Origin of the sequence: Nocardioides sp. NPDC059952, assembly GCF_042730435.1 — a bacterium.
GTDB lineage: Bacteria > Actinomycetota > Actinomycetes > Propionibacteriales > Nocardioidaceae > Nocardioides.
Map to the genome: position 1 here is coordinate 1 of NZ_JBHWLY010000027.1, position 18,061 is coordinate 18,061.

The 18,061-nt window shown below is 70.8% G+C and carries 19 protein-coding genes; 7 read left to right on the forward strand and 12 right to left on the reverse strand.

What is annotated here, in order from left to right; all coding sequences use genetic code 11:
• Positions 1-160: 160 nt before the first annotated feature.
• From ACFV9G_RS14240 to ACFV9G_RS14265, 6 genes are read right to left on the reverse strand one after another with little or no spacing between them, the layout of a single operon-like run.
• Positions 161-910, reverse strand: a complete 750-nt coding sequence (locus ACFV9G_RS14240) for a CoA-transferase subunit beta (protein WP_378728114.1) — start codon at positions 908-910, stop codon at positions 161-163.
• Positions 907-1,731, reverse strand: coding sequence for a CoA transferase subunit A (locus tag ACFV9G_RS14245; RefSeq protein ID WP_378728115.1), 825 nt, complete (start codon positions 1,729-1,731; stop codon positions 907-909). The genes ACFV9G_RS14240 and ACFV9G_RS14245 overlap by 4 nt, the downstream gene beginning before the upstream one ends.
• On the reverse strand, positions 1,728-2,684 hold the full coding sequence (locus tag ACFV9G_RS14250) for an acyl-CoA dehydrogenase family protein (protein ID WP_378728116.1): 957 nt from the start codon (positions 2,682-2,684) through the stop codon (positions 1,728-1,730). Before ACFV9G_RS14250 ends, ACFV9G_RS14245 begins: the two co-directional genes overlap by 4 nt.
• Complete coding sequence (locus ACFV9G_RS14255; RefSeq protein WP_378728117.1) at positions 2,681-3,760, reverse strand: acyl-CoA dehydrogenase family protein; 1,080 nt, start codon at positions 3,758-3,760, stop codon at positions 2,681-2,683. The genes ACFV9G_RS14250 and ACFV9G_RS14255 overlap by 4 nt, the downstream gene beginning before the upstream one ends.
• Positions 3,757-4,899, reverse strand: coding sequence for an acyl-CoA dehydrogenase family protein (locus ACFV9G_RS14260; RefSeq protein ID WP_378728118.1), 1,143 nt, complete (start codon positions 4,897-4,899; stop codon positions 3,757-3,759). The genes ACFV9G_RS14255 and ACFV9G_RS14260 overlap by 4 nt, the downstream gene beginning before the upstream one ends.
• Positions 4,896-5,741: an enoyl-CoA hydratase gene (locus ACFV9G_RS14265; protein WP_378728119.1), complete on the reverse strand. Its 846-nt coding sequence runs from the start codon at positions 5,739-5,741 to the stop codon at positions 4,896-4,898. Before ACFV9G_RS14265 ends, ACFV9G_RS14260 begins: the two co-directional genes overlap by 4 nt.
• Positions 5,742-5,788: 47 nt before the next feature.
• Between ACFV9G_RS14265 and ACFV9G_RS14270 the strand changes: the two genes are divergently transcribed.
• From ACFV9G_RS14270 to ACFV9G_RS14280, 3 genes are all read left to right on the forward strand, one after another.
• On the forward strand, positions 5,789-6,967 hold the full coding sequence (locus ACFV9G_RS14270; protein WP_378728120.1) for an acyl-CoA dehydrogenase family protein: 1,179 nt from the start codon (positions 5,789-5,791) through the stop codon (positions 6,965-6,967).
• Complete coding sequence (locus tag ACFV9G_RS14275; RefSeq protein WP_378728121.1) at positions 6,964-7,758, forward strand: SDR family oxidoreductase; 795 nt, start codon at positions 6,964-6,966, stop codon at positions 7,756-7,758. Before ACFV9G_RS14270 ends, ACFV9G_RS14275 begins: the two co-directional genes overlap by 4 nt.
• Positions 7,759-7,916: 158 nt before the next feature.
• Positions 7,917-9,065 (forward strand): acetyl-CoA C-acetyltransferase, encoded by a 1,149-nt coding sequence (locus tag ACFV9G_RS14280; RefSeq protein ID WP_378728122.1) that lies wholly within the window; start codon positions 7,917-7,919, stop codon positions 9,063-9,065.
• Between the two features lie 69 nt (positions 9,066-9,134).
• Here ACFV9G_RS14280 and yidC read toward each other — a convergent pair whose 3' ends face one another.
• From yidC to ACFV9G_RS14305, 5 genes are read right to left on the reverse strand one after another with little or no spacing between them, the layout of a single operon-like run.
• Positions 9,135-9,947: a membrane protein insertase YidC gene (yidC, locus tag ACFV9G_RS14285; protein WP_378728123.1), complete on the reverse strand. Its 813-nt coding sequence runs from the start codon at positions 9,945-9,947 to the stop codon at positions 9,135-9,137.
• Between the two features lie 56 nt (positions 9,948-10,003).
• Entirely contained in the window at positions 10,004-10,291 is a 288-nt protein-coding gene (locus tag ACFV9G_RS14290) for a hypothetical protein (protein ID WP_378728124.1), read from the reverse strand.
• 35 nt (positions 10,292-10,326) lie between these two features.
• The gene (locus ACFV9G_RS14295) at positions 10,327-10,896 is read right to left on the reverse strand and encodes a GNAT family N-acetyltransferase (RefSeq protein WP_378728125.1); all 570 of its coding nucleotides are present in this window, start codon (positions 10,894-10,896) and stop codon (positions 10,327-10,329) included.
• Positions 10,897-10,912: 16 nt separating this feature from the next.
• Positions 10,913-11,983, reverse strand: coding sequence for an NAD(P)H-dependent flavin oxidoreductase (locus ACFV9G_RS14300; protein WP_378728126.1), 1,071 nt, complete (start codon positions 11,981-11,983; stop codon positions 10,913-10,915).
• On the reverse strand, positions 11,980-12,723 hold the full coding sequence (locus ACFV9G_RS14305) for an enoyl-CoA hydratase family protein (RefSeq protein ID WP_378728127.1): 744 nt from the start codon (positions 12,721-12,723) through the stop codon (positions 11,980-11,982). Before ACFV9G_RS14305 ends, ACFV9G_RS14300 begins: the two co-directional genes overlap by 4 nt.
• Positions 12,724-12,803: 80 nt before the next feature.
• On the opposite strand from ACFV9G_RS14305, the gene ACFV9G_RS14310 reads away from it, so the two are divergent.
• Entirely contained in the window at positions 12,804-13,685 is an 882-nt protein-coding gene (locus ACFV9G_RS14310) for an SDR family oxidoreductase (RefSeq protein WP_378728128.1), read from the forward strand.
• 114 nt (positions 13,686-13,799) lie between these two features.
• Here the strand turns inward: ACFV9G_RS14310 and bla are convergent, their stop codons facing one another.
• Positions 13,800-14,678, reverse strand: coding sequence for a class A beta-lactamase (bla, locus tag ACFV9G_RS14315; protein WP_378728129.1), 879 nt, complete (start codon positions 14,676-14,678; stop codon positions 13,800-13,802).
• Between the two features lie 108 nt (positions 14,679-14,786).
• On the opposite strand from bla, the gene ACFV9G_RS14320 reads away from it, so the two are divergent.
• The 3 genes from ACFV9G_RS14320 (at position 14,787) to ACFV9G_RS14330 (ending at position 18,059) form a co-directional block, all read left to right on the forward strand.
• Positions 14,787-15,650: a LysR family transcriptional regulator gene (locus ACFV9G_RS14320; RefSeq protein ID WP_378728130.1), complete on the forward strand. Its 864-nt coding sequence runs from the start codon at positions 14,787-14,789 to the stop codon at positions 15,648-15,650.
• Entirely contained in the window at positions 15,647-16,570 is a 924-nt protein-coding gene (locus ACFV9G_RS14325; RefSeq protein ID WP_378728131.1) for a serine hydrolase, read from the forward strand. The genes ACFV9G_RS14320 and ACFV9G_RS14325 overlap by 4 nt, the downstream gene beginning before the upstream one ends.
• Positions 16,571-16,757: 187 nt before the next feature.
• Entirely contained in the window at positions 16,758-18,059 is a 1,302-nt protein-coding gene (locus ACFV9G_RS14330) for an MFS transporter (protein ID WP_378728132.1), read from the forward strand.
• Positions 18,060-18,061 lie beyond the last annotated feature (2 nt).

Here is an 18,061-nt window from a genome sequence, read left to right on the forward strand (position 1 = left end):
GCTGGTCGAGCCGCGAGGCCGCCTGCGGCCGAGCGTGTCGAGACCAACACGGTCCCCTCTGCGCGCGATGGCACCGTGTTGGTCTCGACACGCCTCCGCCTAGCGGCTCCGGCGGCTCGACCGGCGGGGTGGGGCGGCTCCGGCGGCTCGACCAGCGGTTTTACGGGACCTCTTTGAAGCGGAGTCCCTTGGGGTCTTCCGCCTCGATGATGGCCAGCTCCTCCGGGGTGGGCTCGCGGGTGAGGGGCGCGGTCGAGGCGTCGATCTCGAAGCCGGTGGCCTCCTGGAGCTCCTCGGGGGTGACGCCGGGGTGGATCGAGACGACCTTGATCAGGCCGGCGTCGTCGTACCCGAAGACGGCGAGGTTGGTGACGATGACACCGAGGTCGTGATACTTCCCCGCCGTGCCGGTGGCGCGGTCGTTGCCGACGCCGCTGGCGACGTCGACGCGGTCGACGAAGATCCGGGCGGAGTGCTTGGCGACCCAGTAGTCGACGCGGTGGTTGACGGTGTTGCCCGGCGCCCCGCGTACGCCGATCAGCTGGCGCTTCGGCTTGCGCCAGTCGCCGATCGAGGAGATGTTCTGGTTGCCGTGGCGGTCGATCTGGCTGGCGCCCATCATCGAGTGCCGGCGGCCGCTGGCGACGATGTCGAAGATGCTGCGGAACGGGACCCAGGCCTCGGGGGTGCCGCCGGCCGCCGCGGTCTTCAGCAGCGGCGGAGCCTCGGACATCATGAACGCCTCGCCGTCGCTGAGCGCGAGCTCGGGGGTGTGGGTGGCCTTCGCCAGGCGTACACCGATGGCCGGGACGATCCCGACGGCGTGGGCGAGCACCTCGCCGGAGCCCTGGAAGGCGTCGGAGACGGCGGCGACGCAGATGTCTGCTCGGCTGATCGTCTGCAGGGTCACAGGTAACGCTCCTCGAACTCGGTCCAGTCGCTATCTGATTCGGACTTGGCGGCGGCGACGTACGCCTTCTGGAAGTCTTCGTCCCGGCCGTAGTCGGGCTCGCAGGTGGTGAAGTGGGCGCCGCCGGGGGCCTCGACGACGTGGTTCACGAAGATCCGGGGGACCAGGAGGGTCTGCGGCGGGGCCTTGGCGGTCAGGTCGTCGGTTGAGACGATCTGCTCGACCGACATGATCGTGGTGTCGGCGGCCATCGCGAAGAGGTCGTCGAAGTAGGGGTCGGGGCCGAGGTACTGGCCGTTGCCGACCGCGTCGGCGCGGTTGAGATGGATCAGCGAGACGTCGAGGCGGAGGCCGGGGACGGCGACGTACTCCTCCTCGTCGTAGGGCGACTTCACCGTCTTGAGGTCCGGGTTCATCGCCAGCACGTCGCTGCCGAGGCCGGCGCGGATCGGCTGGAACGAGAGCCGGTTCGCGCCCGCGCGGAGGCCGGCGACGAACATGCCCTCGTCGTACTCGCTCGTCTCCGGGATCTCGCCGCGCTCGCGGGCGCGGGTGAAGTTGGGGTCGAGCGGGATCGAGTCGAGGCTGACGAAGCCGTAGACCAGCTTGCGGATCCTCCCGGCGCGAGCCAGCAGGCCGACGTCGGGGCCGCCGAACGCGACCACGGTCAGGTCGGTGATGTCGCTGCGCAGGATCTCCTTGACCAGCGCCATCGGCTTGCGGCGCGAGCCCCAGCCGCCGATACCGATGGTCATCCCGGACTCGAGCTTGCTGGTGACCTCGGTGAGCGGCAATGTCTTGTCGAGCGGGGTCTTGTTCACGTGTCTCCTCGGAAGAGCTGGGCGGTGGCGTGAGCGCGCTTGAAGTAGAGGTGGGCGTCGTGCTCCCAGGTGATCGCCACGCCGCCATGGAGCTGGATCATCTCGGCCGCGACCTGCGAGAACGCATCGGTGCACCAGGTCTTTGCGGAGTGGATGAGCTGTCGGTCCGGCGTGGGCTGGGTCAGCTCCCAGGCCGCCGCCCAGCTCATCGTCCTGGCGGTCTCGACCTGCACCAGCAGGTCGGCACAGCGGTGCTTGAGCGCCTGGAACGAGCCGAGCGGGCGGCCGAACTGGTGGCGCTCCTTGAGATAGGCGACCGTACGCTCCAGCGCCTCGCGCGCGGCGCCGGCCTGAAGGGCGGTCATGATGGTCGCGCCGACGGTGGTGACGTACGCCGGGTCGACCGTCCCGACGACGTCCCCTGGGGTGTTGTCGTCGGTGACCGTCGCGAACCTCCAGGTCGGGTCCAGGGCCGGCGTCGGGGTGATCGTGACCGTCGAGGGATCGACCGCGTGGACCTGGTCGCCGCGCAGTACGAGCAGGATCTCCGCGCCGGGCGCGTCGATGACAAGATCTGATCCCGACGCCACGACCGCAGCGGTGGCCCCGCCGGCGATGCGCTCGAGGAGCGCGCCGGCCTCGGGCGTCCCGGCAGCGGTCAGGACCTGGGTCGCCAGGAGGGTGCCGACGAACGGCGACGGGGTGAGCGTGGCGCCGAGCTCCTCGAGGACGAGATGGGCCTCGATGTAGGAGCAGCCGACACCGCCGTGCTCCTCGGGGACGGCCAGCGCGGTCACGCCGATCTGCTCGGCGAGCGTCTGCCACAAGGTGGTGTCGTAGCCCTCGGGCGTCGCGATCGCCGCACGGAGGTCCACGGAAGCGGCTCGCTTGGCGATCAACGTGTGCACCGTCGCGACCAGGTCGGACTGCTCCTCGGTGAGCGCGAACCTCATCGGCCCTCCACCAGCGACTCGAGGATCCGGGCACGGTGCTCGGCCGGGGTGCCCCAGGCGCCGACGAGCGCACGGACCTTGAGGATCCACAGGCTCAGGTCGAACTCGCGGGTGTAGCCGATCGCGCCGTGGACCTGGAGCGCCGTGCGCGAGGCGAGGTACGCCGCATCCCCGGCCGCCACCTTCGCGGCCGAGACCGCGCGGCCGCTCGTCGGGGTCGTGGCCTCGAGCTCGACCGCCGCGTTGTGCACCAGCGGTGCCGCGAAGTCCAGGGCGACGCGTACGTCGGTGAGCAGGTGCTTGACCGCCTGGAACTCGCCGATCGGACGCCCGAACTGGGTCCGCTGCTTCACATAGGCGACCGTGTCGTCGAGCAGCCTCAGTCCCGTGCCGAGAAGCTGGGCCGAGCAGGCGAGCGTGCCCAGCTCGACGGCCGTCGGGTCTGCCGGTGCGATCTCGTCGCCCGGAGTGATGTCGAAGAGCCGCCGGGTCGGGTCGACCGACGTCCGCTCCGCTCCGAGGACCGCGTGGTGGAGGGTCGCGGACGTGACTGTGTTGGTTTCGACACCGCTCGCTTCGCTCGCGGGCTCAACCAGCGGGGGAACCCCGCTGGTCGAGCCGCCGGAGCCGCTAGGCGGAGGCGTGTCGAGACCAACACGGTCGCTAACCGCGTACGTCCGCTCGGCGATGTCGGCATCCAAGGCTCGTCCTGCGGAGCCGACCGAGATGATCGCCTCGCCAGTGGCCACCCGCTGAAGGAGCTCCGAGTCCGGCGTACCCGCGAGGAGCCCGGGCGCGACCGCGACGGACTCGATCCATGGTCCCGGGACGCCGTGATAGCCGAGCCGCTCGAAGGCGACGACGAGGTCGGCAGGGGTTGCTCCCACACCGCCGTCCTCCTCCGGCACCAGCAGCCCGGTGACGCCGAGATCGGCGAGCCGCTGCCAGAGCTTCAAGCCGGCCGAGTGGTCACCGGTCGCCCAGGCGCGCGAGGCCGACGGGACGTCGGCGGCACCGAGCAGGTCATCGAGTGCTTCGGAGAAGGCGTGCTGCTCCGGCGTACGTCCGAATCTCATCGGCCACCCCTCGGAAGTCCGAGCACGCGCTCGGCGACGATGTTGCGCTGGATCTGGTTGGTGCCGGCGTAGATGGGGCCGGACAGCGAGAAGAGGTAGTCGTCGACCCATGCGCCGGAGAGCTCCGCGTCCGCGCCGAGCAGCGAGAGCGCCGTCTCGTGCAGGGAGAGGTCGAGGTCGGACCACCACAGCTTGTTGATCGAGCCCTCGGCGCCGACGGAGCCACCGGCCTCGACGTGGGTGACCGTGCCCCAGGTGTAGAGGCGGTAGGCCTCGGCGCCGATCCAGGCGTCGACGACCTGGTCGCGGAGGTGGGGCTGCGGGTCCGACGCCCACAGGTCCAGCAGCCGGTCGGCCGCGGCGCAGAACCGACCCGGCGAGCGCAGCGAGAGGCCTCGCTCGTTGCCCGCGGTCGACATTGCGACCTTCCAACCGTCGCCGACCCCGCCGAGCACGTCCTCGTCGGCCACGAAGACATCGTCGAAGAAGATCTCGGCGAACCCCGGCGTACCGTCGAGCTGGTCGATCGGGCGGACCGTGACGCCGTCGGCGTCGAGCGGGAAGAGGAAGTACGTCAGGCCGCGATGCCGCTCCGCGGAGGGATCCGAGCGGAAGAGCCCGAAGCCACGGTCGGCGAACGGCGCCCGGCTGCTCCAGGTCTTCTGGCCGTTGAGCTTCCAGCCGCCCTCGACCCGGGTCGCGGAGGCCCGCAAGGACGCCAGATCGGACCCCGCCTCGGGCTCGGACCACGCCTGCGCCCAGACCAGGGAACCGTCGGTCATGTCGCGCAGGTAGCGCTCCTTCTGGGCCTCGGTGCCGTGGCCGAAGAGGATCGGGGCGAGCAGCGAGATGCCGTTCTGGCTGATCCTGGTGGGGGCGCCGGCGAGGTAGTACTCCTCCTCGAAGATGACCCATTCGGTCAGCGATGCGTCCCGGCCGCCGTAGGTCTCGGGCCAGGTCACCACCGACCAGCGCCCCGACGCCAGCGTCCGCTCCCACTCCCGGTGCGCCGCGGCGCCCTCGGCGGTGTCCATCGACGGCAGCCGGCCGGGGTTGTGGGCGGCGAGCCACTCGCGGGCCTCGAGCCGGAAGGCCTCCTCGGCCTCGGTGAACTCCAGAGTCCCCTGTTCGAAAGTCACTGCTTCATCGCCTTCGCGTCCATCCCCGCGAGCGAGTCCTTGCCGACCTCGGCGTTGTGCGCGTGCGCGGCGTGGTGGAGGCCGAAGACCGAGTCCATCCCGGCGCGCATGCCCATCAGGTCCTCGGCCTGGTTGACCGCCTTCTTGGCCAACGCGAGCCCGAGGCGAGGCATCTCGGCGATCCGCCCCGCGAGCTCGAGGGTCTCGGTCTCGAGGTCGTCGCGGGGGACGACGTGGTTGACCATGCCCCAACGCTCCGCCTGCGAGGCCGAGAAGCGGCCGCCGGTGAAGAGCATCTCCTTGGCGGCGCGGGGGTTGGTGACCCACGGGTGGGCGAAGTACTCGACCCCGGGGATGCCCATCTTGACCACCGGGTCGGAGAAGAAGGCGTCGTCGGAGGCGACGATGAAGTCGCAGGACCAGGCCAGCATCAGGCCGCCGGCGATGCAGGCGCCCTGCACCATCGCGATCGTCGGCTTCGGCAGCTCACGCCAGCGGCGGCACATGCCGAGGTAGACCTCGGACTCGCGCGCGAAGCGAGAGTCGACGCCCTCCTTGCCGACGTGGTCCCACCACATCACAGCCTTGCGCTCGAAGCTCTCGTCGATGTCGCGGCCCGGGGTGCCGATGTCGTGGCCGGCGCAGAAGTGCTTGCCGTTGCCGCCGAGGACGATCACCTTGATCTCGTCGTCGTTGGTCGCCCGAGTGAACGCCTCGTCGAGCGCGTAGGTCACCTTCGAGTTCTGGGCGTTGCGGTATTCGGGGCGGTTCAGCCGCACCACCGCGACGGGCCCGTGGGTCTCGTACGTCACGACACTGGTCTCGGTTGGAGTGGCGGTCATGCCGCAGACGCTACCAAACAAGTGCTTGGTTTGGTAGGTTGTCCGGCATGGACCTGACCTACTCCGCCGAGGACGAGACGTTCCGTGCCGAGGTGCGCGAGTGGCTGGCCGACCATCTGGTCGGCGAGTGGGCCGCGCTTCGTGGCACCGGCGGGAACGGCCGCGACCACGAGTCGTACGAGGGCCGGCTGGCGTGGAATCGCTACCTTGCCGAGCACGGCTGGACCTGCCTGGGCTGGCCAGAGGAGCACGGCGGCCGCGGTCTGCCGCTGTTCCAGCAGGTGATCTTCCACGAGGAGTACGCCCGGGCCGATGCCCCGGTCCGCGTGAACCACCTCGGTGAGGAGCTGCTCGGGCCCACACTGATCGCGCACGGCACTCCCGCTCAGCGGGATCGGTTCCTGCCCAAGATCGTGGCCGCCGAGGAGCTGTGGTGTCAGGGCTACTCCGAGCCCGGTGCCGGCTCCGACCTGGCCGGCGTCCGGACCCGGGCAACGCTGGACGGCGACCAGTGGGTGGTCGACGGGCAGAAGGTCTGGACGTCGAACGCGCACCTGTCCGACTGGTGCTTCGTCGTCTGTCGCACCGAGCCGGGCTCGACCCGGCATCACGGGCTGTCCTACCTGCTGGTCCCGATGGCGCAGCCCGGTGTCGACGTACGCCCGATCGAGCAGCTCACCGGCACCTCCGAGTTCAACGAGGTCTTCTTCGACGGCGCCGTCACCGACGCGGACCTGGTGGTCGGCAAGCCGGGAGACGGCTGGAAGGTCGCGATGGCGACCCTCGGGTTCGAGCGCGGCGTCTCCACGATCGGCCAGCAGGTCGGATTCGCGCGCGAGCTGGAGACGGTCGAGGAGGCAGCCCGGGCCAACGGCGCCATCGACGACCCCGGCATCGCTGCCCGGCTCGCTCAGGCCGAGGTCGGGCTGGAGGTGCTCCGGCTGCACGCGCTGCGGACCCTCTCTGCGTACGACTCCGGCTCCTCCGGCCCCGAGGCGAGCGTCTCCAAGCTGCTGTGGGCGCGGTGGCACCGCGACCTCGGCGAGCTGGCGATGGACGTCGTCGGGCTCGCCGGACTGACCACCGGCGAGGACTACACCCTCGACCGGCTGCAGTCCCTCTACCTCTTCTCCCGCGCCGACACGATCTACGGCGGCTCGGACGAGATCCAACGCAACATCATCGCCGAGCGTGTGCTCGGCCTGCCCAGAGAGGCCCGTGCATGAAGCCGGAACAGCCAACCCCCGCGTACGTCCCCGGCCACTCGCTCCTGGAGGGGCGGGTCGTCGTCGTGACCGCTGCCGCCGGCGCCGGGATCGGGGCGGCGGTGGTGCGCAAGGTGCTCGAGGAGGGCGCCAAGGCGGTCGTCATGTCAGACACCCATGAGCGGCGGCTCAAGGAGTCGTGCGATGCCCTGGCCGAGGAGTTCGGGGCGGACCGGATCACCGCCGTGACCTGCGACGTCACGCAGGACGACCAGGTCCAGGCGCTGCTCGACGCGGCCGAGCCTTTCGGTGGTGTCGACGTGATGATCAACAACGCCGGGCTCGGCGGGACCGCGTCGGTGCTGGAGATGACCGACGACCAGTGGGGGAAGGTCCTCGACATCACCCTCACCGGGACGTTCCGGTGCATCCGGGCCGTCGGGCAGCGGTTCGTGGCCGCTGGGAAGCGCGGCGTGATCGTCAACAACGCCTCCGTGATCGGCTGGCGGGCGCAGGAGGGGCAGGCGCACTACGCCGCGGCCAAGGCCGGGGTGATGGCGCTGACCCGCTCCGCCGCCGCCGACCTCGCTCCGCACGGGATCCGCGTCAACGCGGTCTCGCCGTCGCTCGCCATGCACCCGTTCCTGGAGAAGGTCACCTCGCCGGAGCTCCTGGTCGAGCTCAAGGGCCGCGAGGCCTTCGGCCGCGCCGCCGAGCCGTGGGAGGTCGCCAACGTCATGGTCTTCCTGGCCAGCGACTACTCGTCCTACATGACCGGCGAGGTCGTCTCCGTCTCGAGTCAGCATGCGTAGTAGCACCCCGCTGGTCGAGCCGGGAGGCCGCCTGCGGCCGAGCGTGTCGAGACCAACACAGTCCCATCGAGCGCCGAAGGGACCGTGTTGGTCTCGACACGACGTCGCTCGTACCTCACGACGTCGGCTCGACCGACGTGGGTCAAGGAGTCAGAACATTGTCTGAGGCATTCATCGTCGATGCGGTTCGTACGCCGGTCGGGAAGCGCGGAGGCGCGCTCGCCGGCATCCATCCGGCCGACCTCGGCGCCCACTCGCTGGCCGCGCTCGTCGACCGCACCGGGATCGACCCGGGTGCCGTCGACGACGTGATCATGGGCTGCTGCGACACCATCGGCGGCCAGGCCGGCGATGTCGCGCGGACCGCGTGGCTGGTCGCCGGACTGCCCGACCACGTACCCGGCGTGACCATCGACCGGCAGTGCGGCTCCTCGCAGCAGGCGGTGCACTTCGCGGCGCAGGGGGTCATGTCCGGGACCCAGGACCTGGTGGTCGCGGGCGGTCTGCAGAACATGTCGGCGATCCCGATCTCGGCGGCGATGCTGGTGGGTGCCGAATACGGGTTCACCACCCCGTTCGCCGAGTCGCCCGGCTGGGTGAAGCGCTACGGCGACCAGGAGGTCTCCCAGTTCCGCTCGGCCGAGATGATCGCCGAGAAGTGGGACGTCTCGCGCGAGGACATGGAGGCCTACGCGCTCGCCTCGCACCAGCGCGCCAAGACCGCGATCGCCGAGGGACGTTTCGACCGGGAGATCGTGCCGGTGGGTGATTTCGCCGTCGACCAGTGTCCCCGCGAGACCTCGCTGGAGAAGATGGCCTCGCTGGAGCCGCTCGCTCCCGGTGGGCGGATCACCGCGGCCGTCGCCTCGCAGATCTGCGATGCCTCCTCGGCGCTGCTGGTCGCCTCCGCGGCGGCCGTACGCACCTTCGGCCTGACCCCACGAGCCCGGATCCATCACCTCTCGGTCCGCGGCGACGACCCTGTCTGGATGCTGACCGGACCGATCGAGGCCACCCGGCACGCCCTGGCCAAGACCGGCCTGTCGGTCGACGACATCGACCTCTTCGAGTGCAACGAGGCCTTCGCCTCCGTCGTCCTGGCGTGGATGAAGGAGCTCGACATCCCGCATTCGAAGGTGAACGCGAACGGCGGCGGCATCGCCCTCGGCCACCCCATCGGCGCCACCGGCACCCGGCTGATGACCACCCTCCTCAACGAGCTCGAGCGCACCGGCGGCCGCTACGGCCTGCAGACCATGTGCGAGGGCGGCGGTCAGGCCAACGTCACCATCATCGAGCGGCTCTGAGGTCGGAGTTGTGAAGCTGAGAGTGGTCTATAGGTCACTCTCAGCTTCACAACCTCGCCGCGGGGACGGTCAGGCCGGCTGCAGCCTGAGCGTGCGGCGCTCGGCCGCGGGGGAGCCGGGGGTGGGGAACCAGCGGTGGATGACGGCGGCCTGCCCGGCGGTCCACAGGCCGCTGATGACCCAGTAGACCAGCAGGGCGAGCGGGACGCTGCTGCCGGCCAGGAGCATGCCGCCGGCGGAGATGACCGGCATCAGCTCCTGCATCCGGATCATCGACTCGGGCATGTCGGCACGCACCATGTTGGGCAGGACCCACAGCCGCTGGCTGAGGTAGCTGACCAGGGCGGCGGTGGCGGCGAGGCCGAGGGTGATCACCAGATGAGTCGTGTCACCGGAGAGGTAGCCGTGCCCGGTCAGCGGCGCGCCCAGGAAGGTGGCCTGCCCGAGCGAGGCGACGAGCGAGTCGCTCATCGCGCCGACCGAGTTGCTCCGGCTGACGTCGGAGAGCAGGTGGTAGAGCGCCAGGAAGATCGGCAGCTGGGCGAAGGCGGCGAGCATCGCGAAGCGGGGTACGCCGTGCTCCTCGTTGATCTTGCGACGCTCCTCCATCATCGCCATCATGTCGGCCTGGCTCGCGCTGCCGGACGAGTTCTTCTTGGCGTACTTCTTGGTCAGTGCCTGCATCTGTGGACGGGCGCGGGCGGAAGCGTGGGCGGTGCGTACGCCGCGGATCGTCAACGGCAGGAGGGCGAGCCTGACCAGGACGACGACGGCGGCGATGGCCAACAGCCAGCTGGCGTTGTCGCCCGCGAAGGACAGGACGTGGTGGGCGCCGGCGAGGACGGCCGCGAGGGCGTGCGACAAGGGGGCGAGAACGGACATGGGTGTGCTCCTGAGGTGAGTGGGTAGGTCTGACGGGCTCGCTGGTGGGCGAGCGGTCAGACCTGCTCAGGAGCGCGCGGACGGCGCGGGGAGCACACCGGGTCGGTGACCCGGGCGGCAAGATGGTGAGGTCCGTCGGATGCGTCCGGCGGGACCGTCGAGCGTGCCCTGACCAGGGCGAACGCGCTGACGTTGTGAAGCGCTCCGACGGCGACGGCCGCGAGCGCGGTCGAGACGGCGATGGTGAGCAGCGCCTGCTCGGGATCGACGCTCATCAGCGCCGGGAGCATCAGCGTGAAAAGTGCGACGAGCGCGATGCGTACGCGGCTCGTCTCGGTCTTCACGCAGGTCAGTGTACCGATCCCGGGCAACCGAGCCATCATCCCAAGGCACGCCGCATCAGGACGCGCGGGTGGCCGGCGAGGACCGAGGTGGTGTCGGCGGCCCAGACGAAGCCCGCGGCCTCGAAGTTCTTGCGGATCCCGGCGTACGCCATGGTCAGGTCGACCTTCGCGCCCTGGTTGTCGAGCGGGTAGGCCTCGATGGCCGGGGCGCCGCGGTCGCGCGCGAAGTCGACGGCACCCTCGATGAGCGTGTGCGAGATGCCCGTGCCGCGGTGGCCCGGCCGGACCCGGATGCACCACAGCGACCAGACCGGGAGGTCGTCGACGTGGGGGATCTTCCGGTTGCGGGCGAAGGACGTGTCGGCGCGCGGCGCGACGGCGGCCCAGCCGACGGGCTCGTCGCCGTCGTAGGCGAGCACGCCCAGCGGACCCTGCTCGAGCAGGGACCGTACGTGCTCCCCGCGAGCCGGCCCGTGCAGCTCGTTGTTGAGCTTCGACGGGATCCGGTAGCTCAGGCACCAGCACACGCTGGCGTCGGGGCGCTTGGGGCCGACAAGAGCGCGTACGTCCTCGAACACCGTCGCCGGGCGAACCTCGATGGCCATGGGTCCACCCTGAGGCTCAGGCGCGGGTCGCGTCCAGGTGTTTGAGGCGGTCGGCGGCCTGGGCGACGATGCGGTCGACCAGCTCCTCGCAGGTGGGGAGGTCGTCGAGGAGGCCGACGACCTGGCCGCTGGAGAGCATCCCGGCGTTGGTGTCGCCCTCGACGAGGCCGGCACGGAGCAGCATCGGGGTGTTGGCGGCGAGCACGACCTCGGCCCAGGTGCGGTCACCGCCGTGGACCATGTTCCGGCCGTCCTTGATGAGCGTCCGCCAGGGCAGGCCGGACATCTCCTTGAACTGCCGGGTGCGCTTGAGCGTGCGCAGCAGCTTCGCGGTGAGCCCCTCCTTCTCGAGCGTATCGATGAACTCCGTGCGGAGCAGGCGGTGCGGCATGCCGTCGGCCTTGGTGGTCACGACGGTGCCGTCGAGGCCGAAGCTCAGGTAGCGCCGGCGGACGTCCTCGGGGACGGCCGAGTCGGCGGTGAGCAGGAAGCGCGTGCCCATGCCGATCCCGGCGGCGCCGTAGGCCATGGCCGCGGCGAGTCCGCGGCCGTCGAAGAAACCGCCCGCGGCTACGACGGGGATGTCGACGGCGTCGAGGACGCTCGGGAGGAGCAGGGTGGTCGGGACCGCGCCGGTGTGGCCGCCGCCCTCGCCGCCCTGGATCATCACCATGTCGGCGCCCCAGCCGGCCACCTTCTTGGCGTGCTTGGCCGCGCCGATCGAGGGCATCACGACGATGTCGTGCTCCTTGAGCGTGCTGATGAGCTCGGGCTTGGGGGCAAGCGCGAAGCTCGCGACCTTGACGTCGAGGTCGATCAGCAGGCGGCAGCGGTCGGGAGCGTCCGAGGCGTCGGCTCGCAGGTTGACGCCGAAGGGCTTGTCGGTGCGGCTCTTGACCTCGACGATCGCCTTCTCGAGCTCGTCGAGGGTCATCGTGGCGGAGGCCAGGATGCCGAGCGCACCCGCGTTGGCGGTCGCGGAGACGAGGCGCGGGCCGGCGACCCAGCCCATGCCGGTCTGGACGATCGGGTGGGTGACCCCGGTCAGCTCGGTGAGCCGGGTGCGGAAGGTCTGGGCGGTGCTCATCGGCCGTCCTTCACGAAGGCGTCGCGGCGCTCGTCGGCCACGCCGGCGAGGTTGAGCTCGTAGGTGAAGCCCTGCTCGAAGCGGTAGGAGGCGTTCACGTCGATCGGGTCGATGCCGTTGAGGGCCGCCTTGGCCGCGCGGATGACCTGCGGGTCCTTCTTCGCGATCTGCCGGGCGACCTCCAGGGCGGTCTCGTCGAGGTCCTGCCTCGGCACGACCGCGTGCACCGAGCCCAGCTCGTGGAGGCGCTGGGCGGTGATGGTCTGGGCGGTGAAGTAGAGGGTACGCAGCATGTGCTGAGGCACCAGGCGGCTCAGGTGGGTGGCGGCTCCCAGGGCTCCGCGGTCGACCTCGGGTACGCCGAAGAAGGCGTCGTCGCTGGCCACGATCGTGTCCGCGTTGCCGACCAGGCCGACGCCTCCGCCGAGGCAGAAGCCGTTGACCGCGGCGACGACCGGGACCGGGCACTCGTAGATCGCCTTGAACGCCGCGTAGCAGCCGCGGTTGGCGCCGAGGATGCCCTCGAACCCCTCGATCTGCTGCATCTCCTTGATGTCGACGCCCGCGTTGAAGCCCTTGCCCTCGGCGCGCAGGATCACGACCCTGGCGCCGTTGCCGGCGGCGGCCGTGACGGCGTCGGCGACCTCGAACCAGCCCTTCACCGGCAGCGCGTTCACCGGTGGGTGGTTCATCGTGACGACGGCGATCTGCTCGTCGGTGATCTCGGTGGAGATGCCCATGGTCCGTTCCTAACCTAGCGATTGCTTGGTAGCCTAGCAGTTGCTTGGTTTCTGTACGCAAGACTGAAAGGGACGCCACCATGGCTCGACTGCTCGAAGGCCGGATCGCGATCGTCACCGGAGCGGGGCGAGGCATCGGCCGGGCGCACGCTCTCGAGCTCGCCCGTCACGGGGCGAAGGTGGTCGTCAACGACTTCGGCGTCTCGCTCGCGGGCGAGGGCACCGGTGAGTCGCCCGCATCCCAGGTGGTCGACGAGATCGTCTCCGCAGGTGGGCAGGCGGTGGCCAACGCCGCTGATGTGGCCGACTTCGCGCAGGCCGAGGCGATGGTGCGACAGGCCGTCGAGACGTACGGGGGCCTGGACATCCTCGTCAACAACGCCGGATTCGTACGCGACCGGATGCTCGTCAACACCTCCGAGGAGGAGTGGGACGCGGTCATCCGGGTGCACCTGAAGGGACACTTCGCGACGCTGCGGCACGCGGGTGCGTACTGGCGGGCCGAGTCGAAGGCCGGGCGTCAGCGGGAGGCCAGGGTCATCAACACCTCGTCCGGCGCGGGCCTGCAGGGCTCGATCGGGCAGGGCACCTACTCGGCGGCCAAGGCCGGGATCGCCGGGCTGACCCTGGTCGCCGCCGCCGAGATGGTGCGTTACGGCGTCACCGTCAACGCGATCGCACCGGTCGCCAAGACCCGGATGACCGAGGGTGCCTTCGACACCTCGGCGATGGCGCTCCCCGAGGACAACTCACCGGTCGTCGCCTGGCTGGCCTCCGAGGAGGCCCGCGACGTCACCGGCCGGGTCATCGAGATCGACGGCCCCCGGATCACCGTCGAGAACGGCTGGGCCCACGGCCCCTCCGCCGACGCCGGCGCCCGCTGGGAGGCTGCGGAGGTCGGCCCTGCGCTCCGCAAGCTGCTCGGTGAGGCGCCGGAGGCTGAGCCGGTCTACGGAGTCTGAGCCGTCCGAGGGCGGGCCGCCGCTGCACGTGTAACACGTCGTTCGTAGGACTATCCGGTCGTTCCGATAGGGCGAGAAGTCCTACGAACGACGTGTTACAGCTCGCGTGCCCGGTCAGCCGAGCTCCGCGCAGACAGTGGCCGCGATGTCCCGGAGCGGGGTGTCGAGCGGCTCGGCGGCGGGGTCGTCGGAGCGGGTGAGGGCGGCGATGACGATCGGGGCGCCGTCAGGGGGCCAGGTGACGCCGACGTCGTTGCGCGAGGCGTAGTCACCACCGCCGGTCTTGTCGGCGAGCCGCCAGCCGACGGGAACCCCGGCGCCGAACCGGGTGACGGTCGACTGGTTGGCCAGCATCCAGGTGATCAGCTGGTCCCGGTCCGCGCGGTCGAGAGCGTTGCCGAGGACAAGCCGCGTGTAGGTCTGCGCGATCGCACGGGGTGAGGTGGTGTCGCGCGGGTCGCCCGGGATCGCGCTGTTGAGGTCGGGCTCCCAGCGGTCCAGCCGGGTGACGGTGTCGCCGAGGGAGCGGGCGAAGGTGGTGATGCCGGCAGGCCCACCGATGAGGTGGAGCAGCTCGTTGGCCGCGGTGTTGTCGGAGCGCGTCATCGTCGCCTCGGCGAGCTGCGCGACGGTCAGGCCGTTGCGGGTCGTCAGCGAGGTGACCGGTGAGTTGACGACGACGTCGGCGGCGTCCCAGGTCAGGCGCTGCCGGAGCGTACGCGCGGGGTGGTCGCGCAGGATCGAGGCCGCGAGCAGGGTCTTGAACGTAGACAGCATCGGGAAGCGCTCCCCGGCGCGGTGCTCGATGACGCGTCCGGTCCGCATGTTCTTCGCCCAGACGCCGAGGTGACGCTGGTGCTTCTGCTCGAGCGCGGCGATCGAGGGGCTGTCGGCGGCGTACGCCACGGAGCCGCCGACTCCGGTTGCGGCGACGGCGGCCGCGGTGGCGGCACCGCCCAGGACGGCGCGACGGCTGAGGATCGGTGTGGTCATGTCGAGCATCGTGCCGCCGCTGCGGCGACGGCGTCCAAGGACGATCCGGCATGCACGTATGCATCGCCGACATGGGACGAGGTGGGGCCGATCAGCCATCCTGTACGCGTGGACCTACTGCTTCATCTGCGCGGCTTCGCCGCCGTCGCGGACGAGATGAGCGTCTCCGCGGCCGCCCTCGAGCTGGGCGTCGACCAGCCTCTCCTCAGCCGTCGCCTGCGTGCTCTCGAGCGTGAGCTCGGGGTGGAGCTGCTCGACCGCAGCCGGCGCCAGATCGCCCTCACCCCGGCCGGCACCGCGCTGCTGCCGCGGGCCAGGCACCTGCTCGACCAGGCTGACCATCTGCTGCGGAGCATCCGCCGGCACGACCGGGAGAGCTTCGTGGTCGCGGTGCCGTCCGGCGGCGATCCTGCTCCTCTCGCGCGGTTGGTCGCGCTGCTGGAGGCGGAAGGCGTCGACGTACGCCTCGCGAACGACAGCGAGGAGACACCGGAGTCGGCCGCCTGGACGGTCGAGGCGTGCGACCCGGATGCGGCCACCTGGCTCACCCCGCTGGGCGCGGCCACCGCTCCCGGGACCGCTCGGGGGCCGGTGTCGCTGAGCTCGCTGCGCCCCCGCCGAGGCGGGGAAGGTACGCAGGTGCTGGCTCTCCCGCGAGACCTCGACGACCCCGCCGGCCGACTGCGACGGCTCGCGGATCGCGCCGGTATCGGGCCGGCCACGCTGCGTCGCGCCCCGCACCAGCTCGCGGTGGCCGAGACGATGGCCGGCCGGGCGAGCCTGGTCTGTGCGCGGCATGAGGCGGTGACGTACGGACTGAGCTGGTCGCCCTTCGTCGACCCGGTGCCGCGCGGTCATAGGCTGGTCGAGCAGCCGCCGCCGCCCGGACCGCTGGCGGCCGGCCCGGTGCGGGAGCGGGCGCTCGCCCTGCTCGGTGCGTGCGTCGGTGCACCCGAGGGCGGGCACGAATGAGTCCGCTCGTCGGCAGCGACCGGGGTCTGATCGACCTCGCCGAGGCCACCGCCGAGCGCTTCGAGGAGCTCCGGGTCCGGATCGCCTTCCTCGCCCGCGACATCGACACCGGCCACGAAGTCGGGGTCGGCGTCGACCGCCCGATGCCGCTGGCGTCGGTCGCGAAGGTCCCGCTGGCGCTGGTCGTGGCGGACCGGATCGCCCGTGGCGAGATCGACGGGGGCGCGATGGTGACGCTGACCGCGGCGGAGCGGAGCTACGGGCCGTACGGCATCTCGGCCTTCACCCACGACGCGACCTGCTCGGTCGCCGACCTGATGCTGATGATGCTGGGGCTGAGCGACAACGCCGCCGCCGACGCGCTCTTCGACAAGGTCTCGCCGCGCGAGGTCGACGAGCAGCTCGCCGAGTGGGGCGTGGAGGGGTTGCGGGTGCGGCACCGGATGCAGCCGATGTACGACTACGCCACCCGCGTCGCCGGCCCCGACTTCGCCCTCGCCACCCAGCTCGCGGTCGAGGGTCGCCGGCCGGGCGGCCGGCACGTGATCGACTCGCTCGACGTCGAGCGCGCCACGGTCGGCACGCCGCGCGCCTGCGTCGACCTGCTCGAGCGCGTCTGGCGCGACGAGGTCGCCAAGCCCGAGGCGACCGAGCTGGTGCGCCGGCTGATGGGCAAGCAGGTCTTCACCCACCGGATCGCCGCCGACCTGCTCGCCGACGACATCCAGCTCGCCGGCAAGACCGGCGGGTTCCTCACCCTGCGCCACGAGATCGCCGTGGTCACCCACCCCGCCGGCCGCGTCGCGATCGCCGTGCTCACCGACTCCGACCGCACCGCCCGGATCCAGAACGACGTCGACCTCGCCATCGCCGCCACCGCCCGCGACGCCGTCGAGGCCCTCGCCGCGCGCCGAACCTGAGCCGAGGCGTCACGTACGTCGGCCGAAGCGTCACGTACGTCGGCCGAAGCGTCACCCCGATGCCACCTCGGCCGAAGCGTCACCCCGATGCCACCTCGGCCGACGCGCCTGACGCCTCGGCCGACGGGGCTGACGCCTCGGCAAAAACCAGTCGGCAATCACCCGTTCTCGATGGTGGAATTGGCCAGTGCCTGCCCTGCCCGGATTCATCAACAACCTCATCCCACCGACGCCGTTGTCGAAGCGGCTGGCGACGCAGTCGCTGCTCTTCGCGGCGGGGGACGGGACGTTCAACACCGCGGCGGCGTTCTACCTGGTCGCCTTCGTCGGTCTGACCCCGGCGCAGATCGGCGTCGGTCTGACGGTCGCCGGGATTGCGAGCTTCCTCACCGCCTACCCGATGGGCCGGCTGGCCGACTTCATCGGCCCGAAGCGGATCTGGGCGATCAGCGCGCTGATCAGCGCGCTCATGTTCGCGACGATGCCGTTCATCCACGGCTTCTGGGCCTACCTGGCCGTCATCGTCGTCTTCGAGGTGGTCAACAACGCGGGCGGTGCCGGCCGGAATGCGTACGTCCTGGATGTGCTGCCCGACAAGGAGCGGGTCGAGACGCAGGCGTTCATGTACTCCAGCCTCAACCTCGGCTTCACCATCGGTGCCCTGATCGCCGGCATCGCGCTCGCGCTGGACACCGACACGGTCCTCAAGTGGGGCGTGCCGTTCTTCGCGCTGGTCATCGGGATCGCCAACTCCGTCTGGATCACCCGGCTGCCGAGGGCGCCTCACGACGAGCGCCGCGCGGCCGGCGAGGTCACCGAGAAGCTGCCCGGCCCCGGTGCGCTGCGCAACGTCGGCTGGCTCCTGGTGACCACCTTCACCGGCACGCTGTGGAGCAACCAGGTGCTGCTGCACACCGTGATCCCGCTCTGGCTGGTCGAATACACCGACTCCCCGCGCTGGCTGCTGGCCTGGCTCTTCGCGACCAACACGGTGCTGTGCATCATCCTCCCGGCCTACACGTCCAAGGGTGTCCGCGACGTCCGCGACGCGTTGCGCCGGGTGTGGTGGAGCAGCGCGTTCTTCGTCGCCGCCTGCGCGATCACGCTGGTCACCCACGACACCCGCGGGTTCCTCACCATCTTCCTGGTCTGGCTCGGCCACGTCGCCGTGACCGGTGCCGAGCTCGCCATCGGCTCCGCCTCGTGGGCTTTCCAGGCCGAGCTCATGGACCCCGACCGACGGGGTGAGTACGAGGGTGTCGCCGGCATCGGCCGCCAGCTCGGCGGCGCGTGGGCGCCGGCCCTGTTCACCTTCCTCGCGATGGGCTGGCACCCCGACTTCTACAGTGGCGCCGGCTGGATCGTGATCGGCGCCATCGTCGTCGTCGCTGCCGCCGCCATGGGGCCCTCGACCCGGATGGCCGTACGTTTCAAGCAGACCCACTTCCCGCGCGAGGACGAGCCCGATCCCGAGCCGGCCGTCGCCTAGCT

Coding starts and splice junctions, on each gene's coding strand:
- ACFV9G_RS14250 (WP_378728116.1), bottom strand. CDS start 2,684: ATGAGGTTCGCGCTCACCGAGGAGCAGTCCGACCTGGTCGCGACGGTG.
- ACFV9G_RS14255 (WP_378728117.1), bottom strand. CDS start 3,760: ATGAGATTCGGACGTACGCCGGAGCAGCACGCCTTCTCCGAAGCACTC.
- ACFV9G_RS14265 (WP_378728119.1), bottom strand. CDS start 5,741: ATGACCGCCACTCCAACCGAGACCAGTGTCGTGACGTACGAGACCCAC.
- ACFV9G_RS14270 (WP_378728120.1), top strand. CDS start 5,789: ATGGACCTGACCTACTCCGCCGAGGACGAGACGTTCCGTGCCGAGGTG.
- ACFV9G_RS14275 (WP_378728121.1), top strand. CDS start 6,964: ATGAAGCCGGAACAGCCAACCCCCGCGTACGTCCCCGGCCACTCGCTC.
- yidC (WP_378728123.1), bottom strand. CDS start 9,947: ATGTCCGTTCTCGCCCCCTTGTCGCACGCCCTCGCGGCCGTCCTCGCC.
- ACFV9G_RS14295 (WP_378728125.1), bottom strand. CDS start 10,896: ATGGCCATCGAGGTTCGCCCGGCGACGGTGTTCGAGGACGTACGCGCT.
- ACFV9G_RS14300 (WP_378728126.1), bottom strand. CDS start 11,983: ATGAGCACCGCCCAGACCTTCCGCACCCGGCTCACCGAGCTGACCGGG.
- ACFV9G_RS14305 (WP_378728127.1), bottom strand. CDS start 12,723: ATGGGCATCTCCACCGAGATCACCGACGAGCAGATCGCCGTCGTCACG.
- ACFV9G_RS14310 (WP_378728128.1), top strand. CDS start 12,804: ATGGCTCGACTGCTCGAAGGCCGGATCGCGATCGTCACCGGAGCGGGG.
- bla (WP_378728129.1), bottom strand. CDS start 14,678: ATGACCACACCGATCCTCAGCCGTCGCGCCGTCCTGGGCGGTGCCGCC.
- ACFV9G_RS14325 (WP_378728131.1), top strand. CDS start 15,647: ATGAGTCCGCTCGTCGGCAGCGACCGGGGTCTGATCGACCTCGCCGAG.